This is a genomic window from Veillonella sp. 3_1_44 (assembly GCF_000163715.1).
Lineage (GTDB): Bacteria > Bacillota > Negativicutes > Veillonellales > Veillonellaceae > Veillonella > Veillonella parvula_A.
On sequence record NZ_GG770200.1, the window covers coordinates 607,731 to 626,935 of the forward strand.

Genomic DNA, 19,205 nt, shown 5'->3' on the forward strand with positions numbered 1-19,205 from the left:
ATAATAGAATAACGATAAAAGCACCTTATATCCTATAAGAAGAGTCATTTGTGATGACTTTTGTAGGTATGTAAGGTGCTTTTATTTATTCCTGATTTCTTTATTGATTTTGTTTTGTTACATCAGGCACTTTCCCAGGATTCATATCGAGGTTTAGATCTGTGGATTTGAATGGGCGTGGGTTTGCCTCTGGTGGTTGTACTTTGAGCTCTGGATGCAACCATTGCAGTTGTTTTAGTTCCCAGTCGTACTTGGCACCGTCATTTTGTAGTTGACGAATATCTTTTAGGATTTCGTCTAGTTGATCACTATGCTTATTAGCCATCCCTTCAAGAATGTAAAGACGACCTGCTACACTGTCGATGGTAGAGCCATCGTGGTCTTCATCGACACGCCATTGTAATTCAGAGATTTGTATTTGCTGGAATATGATAACGATAACCAGCACAATGATAACGCCCCACATGGGAGCTTCTTTAGCTTTCAAAAGGGCTCGCAATTTAGATGCGAGCCCAGATGGTTTGTTCATTATTGACGATCCTCGAGTTGTAATCCAGGTAATGGTAATTTGGAGTTTACAAAGTCTAACCACAAGCGAGAAGCGTGGGAGAGGTAATGACCCTTTTTCCAAATTACATAAAGAGTATGAATAATTTCAGGTACGAGAGGTCTTACGACAACCTTAGAACCAACCTCTGTATTTTCACCTACCTCAGGGCAGAGGCGAGATGGTAATAATGCGATAGCAAGGTTTGCACTAACCGTTTGTAACATGAGATCACGTTGGCTTGTTTCAAACACGATGTGCGGTTGGAAGCCGGTGTGTTTACAAGCTTTGATGATTTCATCATGTAAGTTGAAATCGTCTTTATGCAATACAAAGGATTCATCAGCTAGCATTTCTAGGCGAATTTCTTTTTCTTTTGCTAAAGGGCTAGATTTTGGAATGATAACGGACAGTGGGTCACTCGTAAGGTAGAAGGATTCAAATTCTTTAGGGTTTGGTTTAGTACAGATGATGCCAATATCAATTAAACCTTCCTGAACGCTGATCTCAACCTTTTTAGAACCTTGTTCGTAGAGTTCCAATTCGATTTGTGGATATACTTTTTTAAATTCACCTAATAACTGGGCAAAAATGGGAGCATCAGTAATTGGTGGAATACCAATTCTGATGGAACCTTGTTCCAAACGAAACTCGTTTTCAAAATCAGTTTTTAGATGTTCAAACATAAACACAACGCGTTTAGCGTGGGTTAAGAAGATGGTACCCCCATCAGTAAGTTCTACAGATTTAGCATTACGCATGAAGAGAACAACACCAAGTTCGTCTTCCAAAGCTTTAATTGTACGGCTGATTGCAGATTGGGAGATGTGTAAATTCCTTGCAGCCTTACTAAAGCTTTTTTGATCAGCTACTTCAACGAAGTATTTCAAATGATGAAAATCCATAATTAACCCCCTAAAAATAAAACTTGGTTATAGGACGTGACCTAACTAAATGAGAATAGTTATTACTGTAATGCAATTAGCTATTACTTTATGTAAAGCATGGATAGCAATATTGGCAAAGCGACAGTCACTGTATGTGTTGCGTTGATAGGGCCCAGCACGTTATAATTAGCATATAGGGCTATATCAAGTTATGATATTAGGAATTATGGTTGTGCCCATCACAAAAAAGTATGCTCACACATAATGCCATATTATATATAACATATATATTATTGCATTATTTTTTCATGTGCGCAAGTTTGTAATGGTTGTTATTCCTAAACATAATGATAGATTAAGCAAGTGTTCTATTTTTGCTAAATGCTTAAGGAGGCAATAATCACATGAGTCGTAAATTTAAAACTATGGACGGCAACCAAGCGGCTGCTCACGTTTCTTATGGTTTTACAGAAGTTGCTGCGATTTATCCAATCACTCCATCTTCTCCAATGCCAGAACACATTGATGAATGGGCTGCATCTGGTCGAAAAAACATCTTCGGCAACACTGTTCAAGTTGTAGAAATGCAATCTGAAGCAGGTGCTGCTGCTGCAACCCACGGTTCTTTACAAGCTGGTGCATTAACAACAACTTTCACATCTTCCCAAGGTTTGTTATTGATGCTTCCTAACTTATATAAAGTAGCAGGCGAATTACTTCCAGGTGTATTCCAAGTAGCTGCTCGTGCATTGGCTGCACATGCTTTGGCTATCTTTGGTGACCACCAAGACGTAATGGCTGCTCGTGCAGCTGGCTGTGCTATGTTAGCTGAATCCTCTGTACAAGAAGTAATGGACTTGTCCGCTGTAGCTCACTTGACAGCTATTAAAACTCGCGTACCTTTCATCAACTTCTTTGACGGTTTCCGTACATCCCACGAAATTCAAAAAATTCAAATCTGGGACTATGAAGATTTAAAACCATTGGTTGACATGGATGCTGTTAAAGCTTTCCGTAAAAATGCTTTGAATCCAGATGCTCCTGTAACTCGTGGTACTGCTGAAAACCCTGACGTTTACTTCCAACATCGTGAAGCATCCAACAAATTCTACTTGAACGTTCCTGACGTTGTAGAACACTACATGAACGAAGTTAACAAATTGGCAGGTACTAACTACCAATTGTTCAACTACCATGGTGCTCCTGATGCTACTGACGTTGTTGTAACTATGGGCTCTTCCGCTCAAGTTGTAGAATCCACTGTGGATTACCTCAACAAATTGGGCCGCAAAGTTGGTTTTATCAACGTTCATTTGTTCCGCCCATTCGCAACAGATCGTTTGTTGAAAGCTCTTCCTAAAACTGTAGAACGCATTGCAGTTCTTGACCGTACTAAAGAACCAGGTGCTTTGGCTGAACCATTGTTCTTAGACGTACAAGCAGCTGTAGTTGACGGTGGCCGTAATGTAAAAGTTATCGCTGGTCGTTATGGTTTGAGCTCCAAAGACGTTATCCCTGCAGATATCGTTGCTGTATTCGATAACTTAGCTGCTGAAAATGGCAAGAAATTCTTCACATTGGGTATCAATGATGATGTTACATTCTTGTCCTTAGATCGTGCTGAAGGCGTAGAAGTTGAAACTCCAGGCTTGACTGAATGTAAATTCTGGGGCTTCGGTTCTGACGGTACAGTTGGTGCGAATAAATCCGCTATCAAAATCATCGGTGACCACACTGATATGTATGCTCAAGCATACTTTGACTACGACTCCAAAAAATCTGGTGGCGTAACAATGTCTCACCTTCGTTTTGGTAAAAACCCAATCAACTTGCCTTACTTGATTACTGAACCTCAATTCGTAGCATGTCACCGTCAATCTTATGTACATGAATACGACTTGATTCGCGGCATCAAAAAAGGCGGTACATTCTTATTGAACTGTACTTGGTCTCCTGAAGAATTGGATGAACATTTACCTGCTAAATTACGTCGTCAAATCGCAGAAAAAGAATTGAACTTCTACATCATCAATGCTGCGAAAATCGCTTCCGAAATCGGTTTGGGCGGTCGTATCAACATGGTAACGCAAGCTGCATTCTTCAAATTGACTGAAATCATCCCTGTAGATGATGCTGTTAAATACCTTAAAGAATCCGTAGTAACTTCTTACGGTAAAAAAGGTCAAAATATCGTTGACATGAACAATGCTGCTATCGATCAAGGTGTTAACGCTTTGGTAAAAGTAGATGTTCCTGCTAGCTGGAAAGATGCAGTAGATGATGGCAATCATGCAGTTAAACCTGGTTGCGAATCTTGCCCATCCTTCGTTCAAAATATTGCACAACCAATCAATGCACAAGCTGGTTATGATCTTCCTGTATCCACATTCTCTGGCTATGAAGATGGTACATTGCCTGCTGGTACTGCTAAATTCGAAAAACGCGGTCCTGCATTGTTCGTTCCAAAATGGTTGCCTGAAAACTGTATTCAATGTAACCAATGTTCCTTCGTATGTCCTCATGCTACAATTCGCCCAATTTTGGCAACTGAAGCAGAAGTGGCTGCGGCTCCAGAACATTTCGATACAATCCCTGCATTGGGCGCTAAAGACCTTCAATTCCGTATCGCTGTATCCCCATTAGATTGCTTGGGTTGCGGTAACTGTGTTGATATTTGTCCAGCTCCTAAGGGCAAAGCTATCGTGATGACATCCATCGATACTGAAATCGAACAAGCTGAAGCTTGGAACTATGGTGTTAACCTTCCTGTAAAAGAAAACCCTATGAAAAAGGAAACTGTTAAGGGTTCCCAATTTGAACAACCATTGTTCGAATTCTCCGGTGCTTGTGCAGGTTGTGGTGAAACTCCTTATGCTAAATTGTTAACTCAATTGTTCGGTGACCGTATGATGATTGCCAATGCGACTGGTTGTTCCTCTATTTGGGGTGCTTCCATGCCTGCATCTCCATACACAACTAACCAACAAGGTCATGGTCCTTCTTGGGCAAACTCTTTGTTCGAAGATAATGCTGAGTATGGTTATGGTATGTACATCGGCGTTAAGAAAATCCGCCAACAATTAGTAGAATTGGCTTCTAAAGCAGTTGAAACTGCTACTGGCGAATTGAAAGAAGCTTTAGAACAATGGATTGAATTTGCTAACCTTGGTGCAGCTACTCGTCAACGTTCCGAACGTTTAGTGGCAGCTATCGAAGCTGAAGGCGCTACAACTCCTGAATTGAAAGAAATTCTTGAGAAAAAACAATTCTTAATCAAACGTTCCCACTGGATCTTCGGTGGTGACGGTTGGGCATACGATATCGGCTTCGGTGGTGTTGACCATGTATTAGCTTCTGGCGAAGACATCAACATCTTCGTATTCGATACAGAAGTATATTCCAACACTGGTGGTCAAGCTTCCAAATCCACTAATGTAGCAGCAGTTGCACAATTCGCAGCTTCTGGTAAACGTACTAAGAAGAAAGACCTTGGCATGATGGCTATGTCTTATGGTTATGTATACGTAGCACAAGTAGCTATGGGTGCAGATAAAAACCAATTGATGAAAGCTGTTGCAGAAGCTGAAGCATATCCAGGTCCATCCTTGATTATCGCTTACAGCCCATGTATCAACCATGGTATCAAAGCTGGTATGGGTAAAGCTCAAGAAGAACAACGTAAAGCTGTTGCAGCTGGTTACTGGGATCTTTACAGATACAACCCTCAACTTAAAGAAGAAGGTAAAAATCCATTCTCCTTGGATTCCAAAGAACCAACTGAAAGCTTCCAAGACTTCCTTAAAGGTGAAGTTCGTTACGCTTCCTTGGCTAAAGCTGCTCCAGATGTGGCAGAAGAATTGTTCGCTAAAACTGAACAAGATGCTAAAGAACGTCGCTTAAGCTATGTTCGTTTACAAAAAGGTTTTGAAGACGTAAAATAATTCGTTATTTAACGACTGAAAACTATATGAGGCACCCTTTCGAGGGTGCCTCTTTTGTATGTAAATTTAGTTTTCTAAATATCATATTAAGTATCTTCCATAAATCAGTTATAGTGCTAGTTGCTATTGTATTACTTACGTATTAACTGCTTAAAACATAGGTAATATACTAGGAATTTGGTATAATGATAAGGAGTCATGCATAATTTTAGTAATACATATTTTGGATAATTCTAATATTAAATATAGAGGTACATATGGCTAAGGATAATACACAAATGACAACGGAAGACATGCAACAAACGATATATAAAGAGTTAGGCTATAAATCCTATCCATTTCCTTTTACGACGCCGGCCTATTTAGAAGCGTATGGTGCTCTTGTAGGGCTAAATACTCCACCTGCGAAGACAGCTCGCGTTCTTGAACTAGGTGCTACTTATGGCGGTAATATTATTTCTCAAGCCGTATTTAATCCAGAGGCGACCTTTGTAGGGATTGAGCTTTCACAAGACCAAGTAGAGAAGGGCAATCAAATCATCAGTGATGCCAAACTAGATAATGTATCCTTGATACAAGGAAACATCTTGAATTTTGAGGAATCGATGGGGACCTTCGATTACATTATTGCCCATGGATTCTACTCTTGGATTAGTGATGAAATGAAGGATAAATTGCTCAATATTATTTCTAGTCATTTGGCTGATAATGGCATTGCCTATGTGTCGTACAATACGTATCCAGGCTGGCATACCATGGAAGAGGTTCGTCAGCTTATGCTATTTGCTAATCGTGGCCAAGATAAGTTGACCCATAAGGAAAAGGTGTTGCGCGGGAAGACTGTAGGCAGTCTTGTAGGTGCTCAAATTCTTAACTATGATAATCTTAAAGAACGAAATAGTAAATTCCTTGGTGCATTGCGCTCTATTATGCAAAAGGATGACTATTATGTAGGTCATGATCATCTAGAGCCTCATAATGATCCATGCTATTTCTATCAATTCAATGATCATTTGAAAGCGCATGATCTTGCGTATGTATGCGATGCAGACCTTACACTATCTATGGTTCGTACCTATGATGAAAGTATTGCAGCTAAACTTGAGCAATTGGCACCTAATAGTCAAGTGGATCAAGAACAATATTTAGATTTTATACTAGATACGACATTCCGCAAGTCTATTATTTGTAAAGCTAGCGTTGCCAAAGATATCAACTTTGCTGTTGCAAATCCGGCTGAAGTGAATACAATTCCTGTACGTACTATTGTAAATAGCTTTGTTTTCCAAATTCTCTTTGATGAGGAAGCACTAGAAATGTTTGAAAATGAGCTTGTAAGAGATACGTTCCAAGCTCTAATCAAAGACGGAGGTACATTTAATATGATTGAAGCCCTCGCTATTTTGAAAGCGGCTCATGAGGCGGCTAATGCATCTGATGACGAATTAGAACATGCTGTATGTAGCTTGTATAAAGCCGTAGTAGAGCATATGGTGCGCGGTGGTATTCGTTTCTATAAAACATTCCCTGTAAAAGAAGAGTATATGGAGGGCTTATCTTATATTCCTGCCCGTTTTACAAACTTTGTAAAAGCTATTGTTCATGGTGGCAGTGAATATATGTATGGAGCAGATATGTTCAATGATGCTATTGGTGATATTTCTGAAGAGGATTTATTATTTATGGAGTTGTTGAACAAACCAAAAGCGAAATCTACGGTAATTAAAAAGATTAAAGATGCTCTCTTTAGTGCAGATCCCTCTCAACCTACAAAGCATCAAAATGCCATGGCTGAAGCTTTTTATAATGAATTAACAACGCGCATGGAACATTTGGGCTTTGTTAGAAGTAAGAAAACAGGTAGTATTTCCTAAGTGATAGCTCCCTTTATTTGATTCTGTTGCTATGGGTCTGTATTATATTCTGCTGATTTTATAGCTAAAATAGAAACCCGTTACACTTATAACATATATATGTACTAAGTGTTAACGGGTTTTATTTAATATAATTAAATTTACTTTTATTTTATATTTATTACTTTTAGTTATTTTATATTGCTGAAAAAGTATAGTAAATCGATAATTTTAATGAGGAAAAAATGAACCGTTCATGAAAGTATGGTATAATGTGTATGGGTATTTTGTAAATATCATCCGATGTGTTGTGGATGATTCTATAAATTGTATTAGTTGATAAAGTTGTATTAATTGTATTATTTGTAAAAGGAGTCTTTTATGGCATCTAAGAAGGCAGTTCTAGTATACATACTAGAAATCCTGAAAGACGAAACAGATGCTAATCATACGTTATCTCAAGAGGAGATTCGTAGTATATTAGCCGAACGGTACGAGGTATCCGTCGATCGGAAAACCTTAGGCCGTCATTTAAATGATTTATATGAATCTGGAGATTTTAGTATTCAATGTGAAGAGTCTGCTGTGGGAGCAGATGGCACAATTCGACGTACTGATTTCTATATGATTCATACCTTTGAAGATTCTGAATTGCGATTATTGATTGATGGTATATTGGCATCTCGCCATATTACTGCATCTCAACGTAAAGATTTAATCGGGCGTGTTGCAAAATTGGGTAGCTCCTATTTTAAGCCTCATGGTATTGATATTGAAAGTAATACGGGGTACCTTCATAGAAGCCAAGATTTATTTCTTAATATTGATCTCATAGAAGAAGCAATACAAAAGGGTAGAAAAATTTCATTGGCCTATTGCCAACCAGATGTGGATAAGCGATTACATATTAATCTTGGGCCAGATCATAAGGAACGGAAGTATGTATTTAATCCATTCCAACTAGTAATGAATCGAGGACATTATTACTTGGTAGGAAATCACGAAAGTTATGATGATATGTCTACATTACGCGTTGATCGAATTGCACATATTACTGTGCTAAATGAACGTAGAAAACCTTTACGGGAGATAAAGGGATACCAACAACAACGCACCTTTAACGTGTCACAATACGTAAAGGAACATATTTATATGTTCGGTGGTGAATCTATTACTGTTACGTTTAAAGCTAGACGTTCCATCGTAAATCAAATTTTAGATTGGTTCGATGGCAATGTAGAGTTTACAAATATAACAGCTGATAATGTTGTATGCCGCGTACGTGTTAATCATGACGCTTTTAAATATTGGGCGCTCCAATATATGCAAAGTGTAAAAGTTCTTTCTCCAGCTTCTTTAGTAGCTGAGGTGAAAGAAGCAATTGAGGAAGGTTTACACCAATACTCATAAATAAAAAGCTAGTTGATCGATGAATCAACTAGCTTTTTTATGTTATATTATAGAACGTGCATTTTTTCTGCTTCTCTATAGTCTTTTAGAACCGAACGTGGAGGCAATTTACCCATGAGGCTTACAATATAGATTGCGATAGAAGAGAGGATGAAGCCTGGCACAATTTCGTATAGGCCAAAGAATCCAAATTGTTTCCAAATGAGTACTGTTAAACCACCTACAACAATACCAGCGATACAGCCGTGACGCGTCATGCGCTTCCAGAACAAGGAGAACAAGATTGCTGGACCGAAGGCTGCGCCGAAGCCTGCCCAAGCATAGGCTACCATCGTCAAGATATAGCTGTCTGGGTCCATTGCCATATAGATGGCAATCAATGCCACTAGAAGTACTACGATACGGCTTACTAATACAAGCTCTTTATCGCTTGCTTTTGGATGGATGATATTAGCATAGAAGTCATTAGAAATAGCAGAGGCTGTTACTAATAATTGAGCAGATGCGGTACTCATAATAGCGGCCAATACAGCGGACCAGATAAGGCCTGCTACAAATGGAGTAAAGAGCCGTTCAGTCATGATGAGGAATATTGTTTCCGCATCAGTGCCTACTAATTTATCTGGCAGCATGTAAACATGACCGATGAGACCTACTGCAATAGCTGCCATAAGGGATAAGATAACCCATACCATGGCGATATTCGTAGATTTCTTAAGCTCTTTCGCATCAGAGATAGCCATAAAGCGCACTAGGATGTGAGGTTGACCGAAGTAGCCAAGACCCCAACCAAGAGAAGAAATTAGGCCGATAGCCCAAGTAAACCAATCAGAAGGATTACCAAACAAGCTAAGTCCTTGTGGAAACTCATGTTGGATGAGTTGGAATGTTTCAATAGGGCCACCCATGTACATGGCTGCTGTAATTGGTACTGCCAAGATAGCAAAGAACATTAATGCGCCTTGAATACAGTCTGTCCAAGATACGGCAAGGAATCCGCCAAGGAAGGTATAAAATACGACGATGCCGGCGGTGATAAAGAGGGATACGGTGTAATCAAGACCAAAAATGGTATTGAACAATTTGCCCCCTGCCACAAAGCCCGATGATGTATAAATCAAGAAGAAAATCAAGATAAATAAGGCGGAAATGACAGCTACCGAATGAGATTGATCGTGGAAACGATTCTTCAAATAATCCGGTAATGTCAAGCTGTCACTAGCTACCTCAGTATGGTTACGTAAGCGTCTAGAAACGAATTTCCAGTTCGCCCATGTGCCTAATGTGAGGCCTACGGCAATCCATACACCAGAAATCCCCGTAGTATACGCTAGACCAGGCACACCCATGAGCATCCAACCACTCATATCTGATGCCTCTGCACTGAGTGCTGTGATCCATGGTCCTAGTTGTCGGCCACCGAGGATGTAATCACCAATGCTGTTTGATTTGCGATAATAGTAGACCCCGATATACATCATGAGTCCTAGATATAAGGCAAAGGCGATAATAATCATTAAGTTGTCTTGTGTCATGCCTATATAAGACCTCCTTAGGTTCTAGTTATATTCTATAGTATAGTAAATAATTTTTATTGTACCACATATTAGTACTTTAGAGGGTAAAAAATTGGTGATATCAATAAGATTCCTATATTAATTTAGGCTATATATTTTAGAGATACGCATTAGCTGATTACTTATGAAATCATATATTAATAAGCCCCATACCGAATGAAATATGATAAAATAAAAGAATGAAAAAACGATATTTCGTATTGAGTGTACGAAATATTTGTCAGTAGTAATCGAAATTAATACTTATATTTCTGGAACGTGAAAGGAGGACCCTATGGAACAACAGGTAGGCGGAAAACAAGATGTATCTAGACAACATCAAGTTGTGACGAAACAACAAGCATTGCGCATGTTGGAGACCTACTTTGGGTATACCTCCTTTAGACCAGCTCAAGAGGCTCCTATTGCATCCTTGTTGCGGAATGAAGATGTAATTGGAATCATGCCGACAGGGGCTGGGAAGTCTATCTGTTTCCAGATACCTGCGCTCTGTAAGGAGGGCTTGACTATTGTGTTTTCTCCTCTCATTTCTCTTATGAAAGATCAAGTGGATGGTCTCTTGGTGCAGAATATACCAGCAGCGCTCATCAATAGTACACTTACACAATCTGAGTTTAATAAGACCATGTACGAAGTACGTAGTGGTAAGATTAAACTCTTATATATTGCACCAGAGCGGTTGAGTTCTAATTTTTTTTGTAATGTACTGCGAGCGTTACCGATTGCTCAAGTCATTGTGGACGAGGCTCATTGTATCTCTGAGTGGGGTCATGATTTTAGACCGTCTTATCGCCTTATCGGTGAGTGGCTCAATTCATTGCCAAAGAGACCTATCGTGGGGGCTTTCACAGCGACGGCGACGAAATATGTAGAAAACGATATAAAAAAATTATTAGGCCTAGATAAGGCTAATGTATACGTGACGGGTTTTGATCGGCCTAATTTATCCTTCTCTGTTATCCGCACACCAAAGCGGATGGATTACGTTGTTCATTATGTGCGTCAGCACGCCAATGAAAATGGTATTATCTATTGTGCAACGCGCAAGGATGTAGATCGTGTGTATGAAAATTTAACCCGTGCGGGCATCAAAGCGGGACATTACCACGGAGGACTCAACGATGAGGTGCGCCGCGAAATGCAGAATGCCTACGCAGACGATAAATTGCAGGTTATGGTGGCGACGAATGCCTTTGGTATGGGTATTGATAAAAGCAATGTACGCTATGTACTACATTATCAAATGCCGCGTAATATGGAGTCCTATTATCAGGAGGCAGGACGAGCTGGCCGTGATGGGGCACCTGCTGAATGTATCTTGCTTTATAGTGGGCAGGATGTGCAGGTTCATAAGTATTTAATTGAACAGTCTATCGAAACGCCTGAGCGACAAAATGTGGAATTACGCAAATTGCAGTTCATGATTGATTACTGTTTCTGTAGTAATTGCTTGCGTAAATATATGCTTAATTACTTTGGTGAAAGTACTGTTTGGACAACCTGTGATAATTGTAGCTCTTGTAAAGGCTCTGCTGATAAGGTCAATGTTACGAAAGAAGCAAAGGCTATTTTCCGTGCCATCATGGGCACCGATGAGCGATATGGGGCATCAATGATAACCTCTATCGTCCGCGGAGAGCGAACGGATCGGATTATGCGTGCTGGTCATGATGCATTGCCAGTCTTTGGCTTACTGAGTAATGTAGATGAAAAATCTATTAAAGGACTTATCCAACAGTTTGTAGCATCTGGCTACTTGCGCAGTTCGACGGGAAAATATCCTGTATTATCCTTAACGGCTGGTGCAGAGGAAGTGCTAGCAGGTCATAAAGAGGTAGAGGAAATTAGACAACAAGTGTTTGTGCCTTCTCGCAACAGTAAGTCTGCTGCCTCAGTGGTGCGAGGAAAATCCAGCTCTACATCGGGCGGCTTATTTGAACATTTACGTCAACATCGCAAACGCTTGGCAGAAAAAGCGGGTCTTAGACCGTATCTTATCTTCCCTGACACAGTACTCATAGATTTGGCAAATTTACGACCTACAACATTAGGTGAGTTTGGAAATGTTAAAGGCGTAGGGGAAGCAAAATTAAAAAAATATGGACTTACCTTTTTACAGGCCATTGCAGAATATAAGGGATAATAAATTTTACTGTATATATGGTAGTACTGTATATTTTTTAGTATGATAGTACTATATATTTTAGTAAGATTATCAAGATATACATTAGTATTTTTTGCTTATTATAAATAGATCTAGGGGGATAAATGAGCTTAGCAGATACACAATACCTCGGTATTATTGAAAATATTTTAGATCATGGCATTTATGGTCAAAATCGCACAGGCATTGCAACGTACAAATTGCCTCAACAAATCATGCAATTTGACTTGCAAGAGGAATTTCCAATTTTAACCACTAAATTTGTAGCTTTCAAAACAGCTGTAAAAGAATTATTGTGGATTTGGCAAATGCAGTCCAATGACGTGCGCAAATTGCAAGAAATGAATGTGCACGTATGGGATGAATGGATGCGTGAAGATGGTACTATTGGTAAAGCATACGGCTATCAAATTGCGAAGTACAAACAACTAGATAAGCTCATCAAAACGATTAAAGAAGATCCTGATAGCCGCCGAATGATTGTAACCCTTTGGAATATTGAAGATTTAGAGGATATGGCGTTGCAACCATGTGCGTATGAAACCTTATGGGATGTAGGGGATGGTTACTTGAACTGCATGCTCATCCAACGCAGTGGCGACATGGGGCTTGGCGTCCCATTTAACACGGCTCAATATGCGGCATTACAATGTATGATCGGTCAAGTAACCGGCCTAAAACCCGGTAAATTTACACATGTTATCAACAATGCCCACATCTATGAAAATCACGTAGATGCATTGCGTGAGCAATTAGCACGTCGTGAACAAGCGTTGCCTGCTCCAAAAATTATCGTGAATCCTGAGGTAAAAGACTTCTATGACTTCACACCAGAGGACATTACCTTAGATGGATATGAACATTTAGGTAAATTATCCATGACTGTTGCTGTATAGCATTGTATTTATGACAATTGTTAAATAGCATAATATGTATGGCTATTGCTATATAGTATTGTGTTCATAGACATTGCTAAATAGTATAATTTATGACTGTTGCCATATAGTATTAACTGAAAGAGGGCAGTATGTTAGCATTAATCGTAGCCGTAGCACATAATCGTGTAATCGGTAAAGATAATACTTTGATTTGGCATTTGCCAAATGATTTGAAATTCTTTAAGGAAAAAACAACAGGACATGTTATTATCATGGGCCGTAAGACCTTTGAAAGCTTACCGTTCTTGTTGCCAAATCGTGAGCATTGGGTAATTACTCGTGATAAAGGTTTTGATGCACCAGAAGGTGTTAAGATTTTCCATAACCCTGAGGCGGCTGCTGAAGCAGCACGTGCGCTTGATGCGGCCTACGTTATTGGTGGCGCTCAAGTATACGAAGCTTTTCTACCTTATGTAGATACTATGTATATCACTGAAGTAGACCATGAATTTGATGGGGATGCATTTTTCCCTGAATTCTCAGAGGATGCTTTCACCATCGAATCCGTTGTAGACGGCATTGTGGATGAAAAGAATCAATATCCTCATCGTTTTGTAACCTATCGCAGAAAGGCAGCTAAATGAGTGAAAGAATGTTTGCCCTTATTGGGAGTGAATTAAATGTTAAGCCAAAGCAGGTGCAAGCTGCCGTAGAATTATTGGACGAAGGCAATACGGTGCCATTTATTGCGCGGTATCGTAAAGAGGTAACGGGCGAATTGCAAGATGAGCAATTGCGCACCATTGAAGAACGCATTAAATACTTGCGCAACTTAGAAACACGTCGTCAAGAAATCATTGCTTCTATTACAGAGCAAGAAAAGATGACAGACGAGTTGATGAAGTCTTTGGAAGCTGCTACAAAGCTACAAGAGTTAGAAGACCTATACTTGCCATATCGTCCAAAGAAACGTACGCGTGCTATGATTGCCCGCGAACGTGGTTTGGAACCATTGGCTGATATGATTATCAATGATACGGTTACCTCTGGAGATCCGTTAGAGATTGCAAAAGAATACATAACAGAAGAGGTTCCTACGCCAGAGGATGCCATACAAGGCGCTTCTGATATCGTAGCGGAAATCGTCAGTGATAGTGCAGACTTCCGGGCGTATTTGCGTAAGAAGATGTGGAATGAAGGCTTTATTCAAGCTGAATTGAGCGGTGAAGAGGAAGAACAACAACAATTTTTGCAATACGCTGAATATGCTGAGCCCGTACGTCAAATGCCGTCCCATCGTATCTTGGCGGTAAATCGCGGTGAAAAATTAGGTGCTTTAAAACTAGCTCTAACTGTACCAGGTGACACCTATATTGCTTATATGTTACAAAAGTTAGAGAAAAATCCGAAGTCGATCTTTGCAGAGTATAAAGCGGCTGCTGTAGCTGATGCGTACAAACGTCTTATTTTCCCAGCTTTAGAGCGTGAAATTCGCAATGAATTGACGGAAAAAGCCGATGAGCAAGCTATCAAGGTATTTGGTGTAAATCTCAAAAATCTATTGTTACAACCACCATTGGCCGGACATGTTATCATGGGCCTTGACCCTGGTTACCGTACTGGCTGTAAAATGGCGATTATCGATCAACAAGGCAATGTGCTTGATTACGGTGCGTACTATTTAACAAATAGTGAAAAGCTTCGCAAGGAAGCTCAAAAGGTATTGGCTGATAAAATCCGTAAGTTTAAGGTTACTCTTTTATCTATCGGTAATGGTACTGCATCCTATGAAACAGAGCAATTTGCGTCTACTATGATTGAAGAGGAAAAATTAGATTGCCACTATATCATTACTAATGAAGCAGGCGCATCTGTATACTCTGCATCTAAATTAGCTATCGATGAGCTACCAGAATTAGACGTTACTATTCGCGGTGCTGTATCTATTGCACGCCGTGTGCAAGATCCATTGGCTGAATCTGTTAAGATTGATCCAAAATCTATCGGCGTAGGTCAATACCAACATGACGTAAACCAAAAACAATTGACTCATACCTTAGATCAAGTGGTTGAAACTGTAGTAAACCATGTTGGGGTAGAGCTAAATACTGCATCCCCAGCTATCTTGCAACATGTTGCAGGCATTTCTAGTGCGGTGGCTAAAAATATTGTTGCATACCGTCAAGAGAATGGTGTATTTAAAAGCCGTAAGGAATTGCTAAAAGTGCCTCGTTTAGGCCCTGCCGCCTTTACACAATGTGCTGGTTTCTTGCGCTTACAACATGGTAAAAATCCACTGGATAATACATCTGTTCATCCAGAGTCTTATGAATTGGCAGAGCGCATCATTGGTGAGTTAGGCTTTACGTTAAAAGACTTACAAGATAAAGCTCAATTAGAAGTGTTGCAAGTAAAATTACCTCTTGTAGATGCTGAGAAAATGGCTGCCAAACTTGATGCTGGCGTGCCGACTGTTAGGGATATCTTAGCGGCTCTTGCAAAACCAGGTCGTGATCCTCGGGAAGATTTACCGGCTCCGCTTACTAGAAAGCACGTAGTGAGCCTAGAAGATATTAAAGTAGGCACCATTGTAAAAGGTACCGTTCATAACGTAGTTGATTTCGGAGCTTTTGTAGACTTTGGGCTTAAAACGAATGGTTTATTACATCGCAGCGAGCTTTGCAACAGTCGTCAGCATCCATCTGATGTGCTTGCTGTAGGTGATATTATCGAAGCACAAATTATTTCTGTTGATGTAAAACGCAATCGCATCGGTTTGTCTGTAAAAGCATTGCAACCAGAAAAGCCGAAGAATAACGATAATAACCGTAATAGAAATAATAACGGTCAGCGTCGAAATAATGATAACCGAAATAATAACCGTAATAATGGTGGACGTCAAAATGAGAATCACAATAATGGCTCTCGTAATAATGGGAGTCTTCGTAATTCATAATTTAATAGAAGTCTAGTTAATCTACATTAATAGATTTTAAATGATAGTCATTCTTGACTAAAAGTCATTATACTAAAAACCACACCCTCTATGGTTTTAGAGGGTGTGGTTTTTCTATATAGCTAAAATCTATGTATATTAATGCAGAATAGATATATCGAAAATAATATATCTGATTGAAAATTTTAGATATGAGGAGTATGATGAAATCAAAGAGGGGGAATTCCTAAATCATATTCCTAAAGAGGAGGTAATGCAATGAGCTTGAACCTTAAAGAAAGATATGGACTTTTAATTAATAATGAATGGGTAAAGGCATCTGACGGTGCTGAATTTAATGTATATAACCCTGCTAATGGCGAACAACTCGCTATCTGTGCAGAGGCGACGAATGATGATGTTGATAAAGCTGTAGAGGCTGCAACAGAAGCTTTCAAAACATGGAAAAAAGTATCTCAAGTAGAACGTGCCGATTATTTGTTAAAAATTGCGGATGCTATCGATGCGCATAAAGAACATTTGGCGCAAGTTGAAACATACGACAATGGTAAACCTATCCGCGAAACATTGAATGTGGATATTCCACTTGGGGCTGACCATTTCCGTTATTTTGCAGGCGTGCTTCGTTCCGAAGAAGGCTCTGCACAAGTATTTGACGAAAATACATTGAGCCTCATCGTTCGCGAACCGATTGGCGTTGTAGGTCAAGTTGTACCTTGGAACTTCCCATTCCTAATGGCCGCTTGGAAATTGGCTCCAGCTCTTGCAGCAGGATGTACAGTTGTTATCAAACCTTCTAGCCACACGTCTCTTAGCTTATTAGAACTTGGCGATATTTTGAAAGAAATCTTGCCGCCAGGTGTTGTAAACATCGTAACTGGTAAAGGTTCTAAATCCGGTCAATATATCCTCGATCATCCAGGTTTCAGTAAACTTGCTTTCACAGGCTCTACAGAGGTAGGTCTAGATGTATATAAAGCAGCATCTGAACGCTTGATTCCTGCCACATTGGAATTAGGTGGTAAATCTGCGAATATCTTCTTTGACGATGCGAACTGGAAACAGGCTCTTGATGGGGCAATGCTTGGTATCCTCTTCAACCAAGGTCAAGTATGCTGCGCAGGATCCCGTATCTTCGTACAAGATACAATTTACGATAAATTCGTAGCTGAACTTGCCGCACTATTCGATAAGGTAAAAGTCGGTTTGCCTTGGGAAGAATCTACACAACTTGGTTCCTTAATTTACGAAGATCAAGTGAACAAAGTACTTAGCTATGTAGACCTTGCAAAAGAAGAAGGTGCTCGCATTGTAGCCGGTGGTGTACGTGTTACTGATGGTGAACTTGGTAAAGGGTGCTTCGTAAGACCTACACTTATTGCAGATGCTACAAATGATATGCGCGTAGCTCGCGAAGAAATCTTCGGTCCTGTAGCCGTTGTCATCAAATTCCACAGCGAAGAAGAAGTGATTGAACAAGCTAATGACAGCCTATACGGTCTTGGCGGTGGCGTATTCACGCAAAACATCAACCGTGCTATCCGCGTAGCTCGCGGTATCGAAACAGGTCGTATGTGGGTAAATACATATAACTCTATCCCTGCAGGCGCTCCATTTGGCGGTTACAAACAATCCGGTATCGGACGTGAAACTCACAAAGTTATCCTTGAGCACTACACTCAAATGAAAAACATCATCGTAAACTTGAGCGATAAACCATCTGGTTTCTACGATTTAGATTAATAATTGAATAGACTCTACCTATAATTACATAAAAAAGGCACCAATTTAATTATTGGTGCCTTTTGTGTTATTCATTATAATATTATTATAGATAAAATACACTTTTACGATAAAGAGGATTCGGATAATTGTTGTGTACGTATATGTGTAAAAATAAGGATAGGTGAAATAATGAGGTCTATTCCCATCAAAAAATTATATAATCCCCAATATGATCTGTTATCTATTAGTGATAAGGAGGAATTGTTATATCAGATTGGCGAAATATATAATCTAGAATTAATATCCTTTAAACACTTTGCTGCATTTAGACAATCCACATATACGGCAGTATATCGTTCACATGATGGTATAGACTTTGTATTTGTTCCTGGCGATACTGTTACGTTAGGGTTTGATTTTAAAAATAAACCATTGCAGGATATTTTTAATGATGAAAATTTAGCGGAGCTTGCCTATCCATTTGTCGAAGGATATGAAGAGGAAATCTTTAGTGAAGACGATGTTCAAACTAAGATTTGCGAAACACTAGAAGATGAAGAGGTACTATCCAACATAGAAACGTATTTTAAACATAATTTTACTCAAGAAGATGAGTTTGTTATCCATCCATTATTGGTACAAAAAGAGTATAGTGAAACTTGTTGGATACCTATTTCAGATGAGGAACTCAGGCAAAATAAAGAGTGGCAACAGATGATAGAAAAAGCCGAAAGCAAGGGGCTTTCTGAAATAATGATTCATAATACCATTTGTTTATATCAAACAGACGATAACCATTGGTATGGTAAACTTTATGAAGAAACTACATTTAAGAAATTGTTACAGAACATAAAAAATCATGGGTACTCTTTACCGACGCGAAGAGAGTGGGAGTATTTAGCTGGCAAGGGGTGTAGGACCATTTTTCCATGGGGGAACAATATAGATTTTTCTATGAACTTAAAACATATGGAATGGATGGATAATGATGGAGAGTATACATTAGAAAAGGAAAACTTTTTTGGCTTGATTATAGGTGATGATCCGTATTGTAGAGAAATCGTCTATGATGAAGGTGAATTTTCCTATAAAGGTGGAGACGGTGGCCGCAATATATGTGGAGGCTTAGGCGTTATTTGGGGCTATTTACCTGTTTCACCATACTTTCAAGATAGTGAAATGGTAATTGGCAATAATATAAATGGCGGATATGATTTCTTTAGACGAGTTATAAGAATTAATGACAATATGAAATGATGTTACATAT

General features: G+C 39.4%; 12 protein-coding genes. 9 read left to right on the plus strand and 3 right to left on the minus strand.

Annotated features, from left to right (window positions below; genetic code table 11):
- Positions 1-100: 100 nt before the first annotated feature.
- Together HMPREF0873_RS06495 and HMPREF0873_RS06500 are read right to left on the minus strand one after the other, a co-directional pair.
- Positions 101-529 carry a hypothetical protein gene (locus tag HMPREF0873_RS06495; RefSeq protein WP_038125714.1) on the minus strand — a complete coding sequence of 143 codons (429 nt, stop codon included), beginning with the start codon at positions 527-529 and terminating at the stop codon, positions 101-103.
- Positions 529-1,452 (minus strand): LysR family transcriptional regulator, encoded by a 924-nt coding sequence (locus tag HMPREF0873_RS06500; protein ID WP_008602616.1) that lies wholly within the window; start codon positions 1,450-1,452, stop codon positions 529-531. Before HMPREF0873_RS06500 ends, HMPREF0873_RS06495 begins: the two co-directional genes overlap by 1 nt.
- A gap of 386 nt (positions 1,453-1,838) precedes the next feature.
- On the opposite strand from HMPREF0873_RS06500, the gene nifJ reads away from it, so the two are divergent.
- From nifJ to HMPREF0873_RS06515, 3 genes are all read left to right on the plus strand, one after another.
- Complete coding sequence (nifJ, locus tag HMPREF0873_RS06505) at positions 1,839-5,375, plus strand: pyruvate:ferredoxin (flavodoxin) oxidoreductase (protein ID WP_008715037.1); 3,537 nt, start codon at positions 1,839-1,841, stop codon at positions 5,373-5,375.
- A gap of 257 nt (positions 5,376-5,632) precedes the next feature.
- On the plus strand, positions 5,633-7,249 hold the full coding sequence (locus HMPREF0873_RS06510) for a methyltransferase regulatory domain-containing protein (protein ID WP_008715039.1): 1,617 nt from the start codon (positions 5,633-5,635) through the stop codon (positions 7,247-7,249).
- Between the two features lie 360 nt (positions 7,250-7,609).
- Positions 7,610-8,638 (plus strand): YafY family protein, encoded by a 1,029-nt coding sequence (locus HMPREF0873_RS06515; RefSeq protein ID WP_004695299.1) that lies wholly within the window; start codon positions 7,610-7,612, stop codon positions 8,636-8,638.
- 47 nt (positions 8,639-8,685) lie between these two features.
- On the opposite strand, the gene putP is transcribed toward HMPREF0873_RS06515, so the two are convergent.
- The gene (gene putP, locus HMPREF0873_RS06520) at positions 8,686-10,173 is read right to left on the minus strand and encodes a sodium/proline symporter PutP (protein WP_004695300.1); all 1,488 of its coding nucleotides are present in this window, start codon (positions 10,171-10,173) and stop codon (positions 8,686-8,688) included.
- Between the two features lie 316 nt (positions 10,174-10,489).
- On the opposite strand from putP, the gene recQ reads away from it, so the two are divergent.
- From recQ to HMPREF0873_RS06550, 6 genes are all read left to right on the plus strand, one after another.
- The gene (gene recQ, locus HMPREF0873_RS06525; protein WP_008715042.1) at positions 10,490-12,358 is read left to right on the plus strand and encodes a DNA helicase RecQ; all 1,869 of its coding nucleotides are present in this window, start codon (positions 10,490-10,492) and stop codon (positions 12,356-12,358) included.
- A gap of 125 nt (positions 12,359-12,483) precedes the next feature.
- Positions 12,484-13,275 (plus strand): thymidylate synthase, encoded by a 792-nt coding sequence (locus HMPREF0873_RS06530; RefSeq protein WP_008715044.1) that lies wholly within the window; start codon positions 12,484-12,486, stop codon positions 13,273-13,275.
- Positions 13,276-13,406: 131 nt separating this feature from the next.
- The gene (locus HMPREF0873_RS06535; protein WP_008715045.1) at positions 13,407-13,901 is read left to right on the plus strand and encodes a dihydrofolate reductase; all 495 of its coding nucleotides are present in this window, start codon (positions 13,407-13,409) and stop codon (positions 13,899-13,901) included.
- The gene (locus HMPREF0873_RS06540; protein WP_038125715.1) at positions 13,898-16,213 is read left to right on the plus strand and encodes a Tex family protein; all 2,316 of its coding nucleotides are present in this window, start codon (positions 13,898-13,900) and stop codon (positions 16,211-16,213) included. The genes HMPREF0873_RS06535 and HMPREF0873_RS06540 overlap by 4 nt, the downstream gene beginning before the upstream one ends.
- Positions 16,214-16,471: 258 nt before the next feature.
- Positions 16,472-17,956: an aldehyde dehydrogenase family protein gene (locus HMPREF0873_RS06545; protein ID WP_008715049.1), complete on the plus strand. Its 1,485-nt coding sequence runs from the start codon at positions 16,472-16,474 to the stop codon at positions 17,954-17,956.
- 171 nt (positions 17,957-18,127) lie between these two features.
- The gene (locus HMPREF0873_RS06550; RefSeq protein ID WP_008715051.1) at positions 18,128-19,195 is read left to right on the plus strand and encodes a hypothetical protein; all 1,068 of its coding nucleotides are present in this window, start codon (positions 18,128-18,130) and stop codon (positions 19,193-19,195) included.
- The last annotated feature ends 10 nt before the right edge of the window (positions 19,196-19,205 follow it).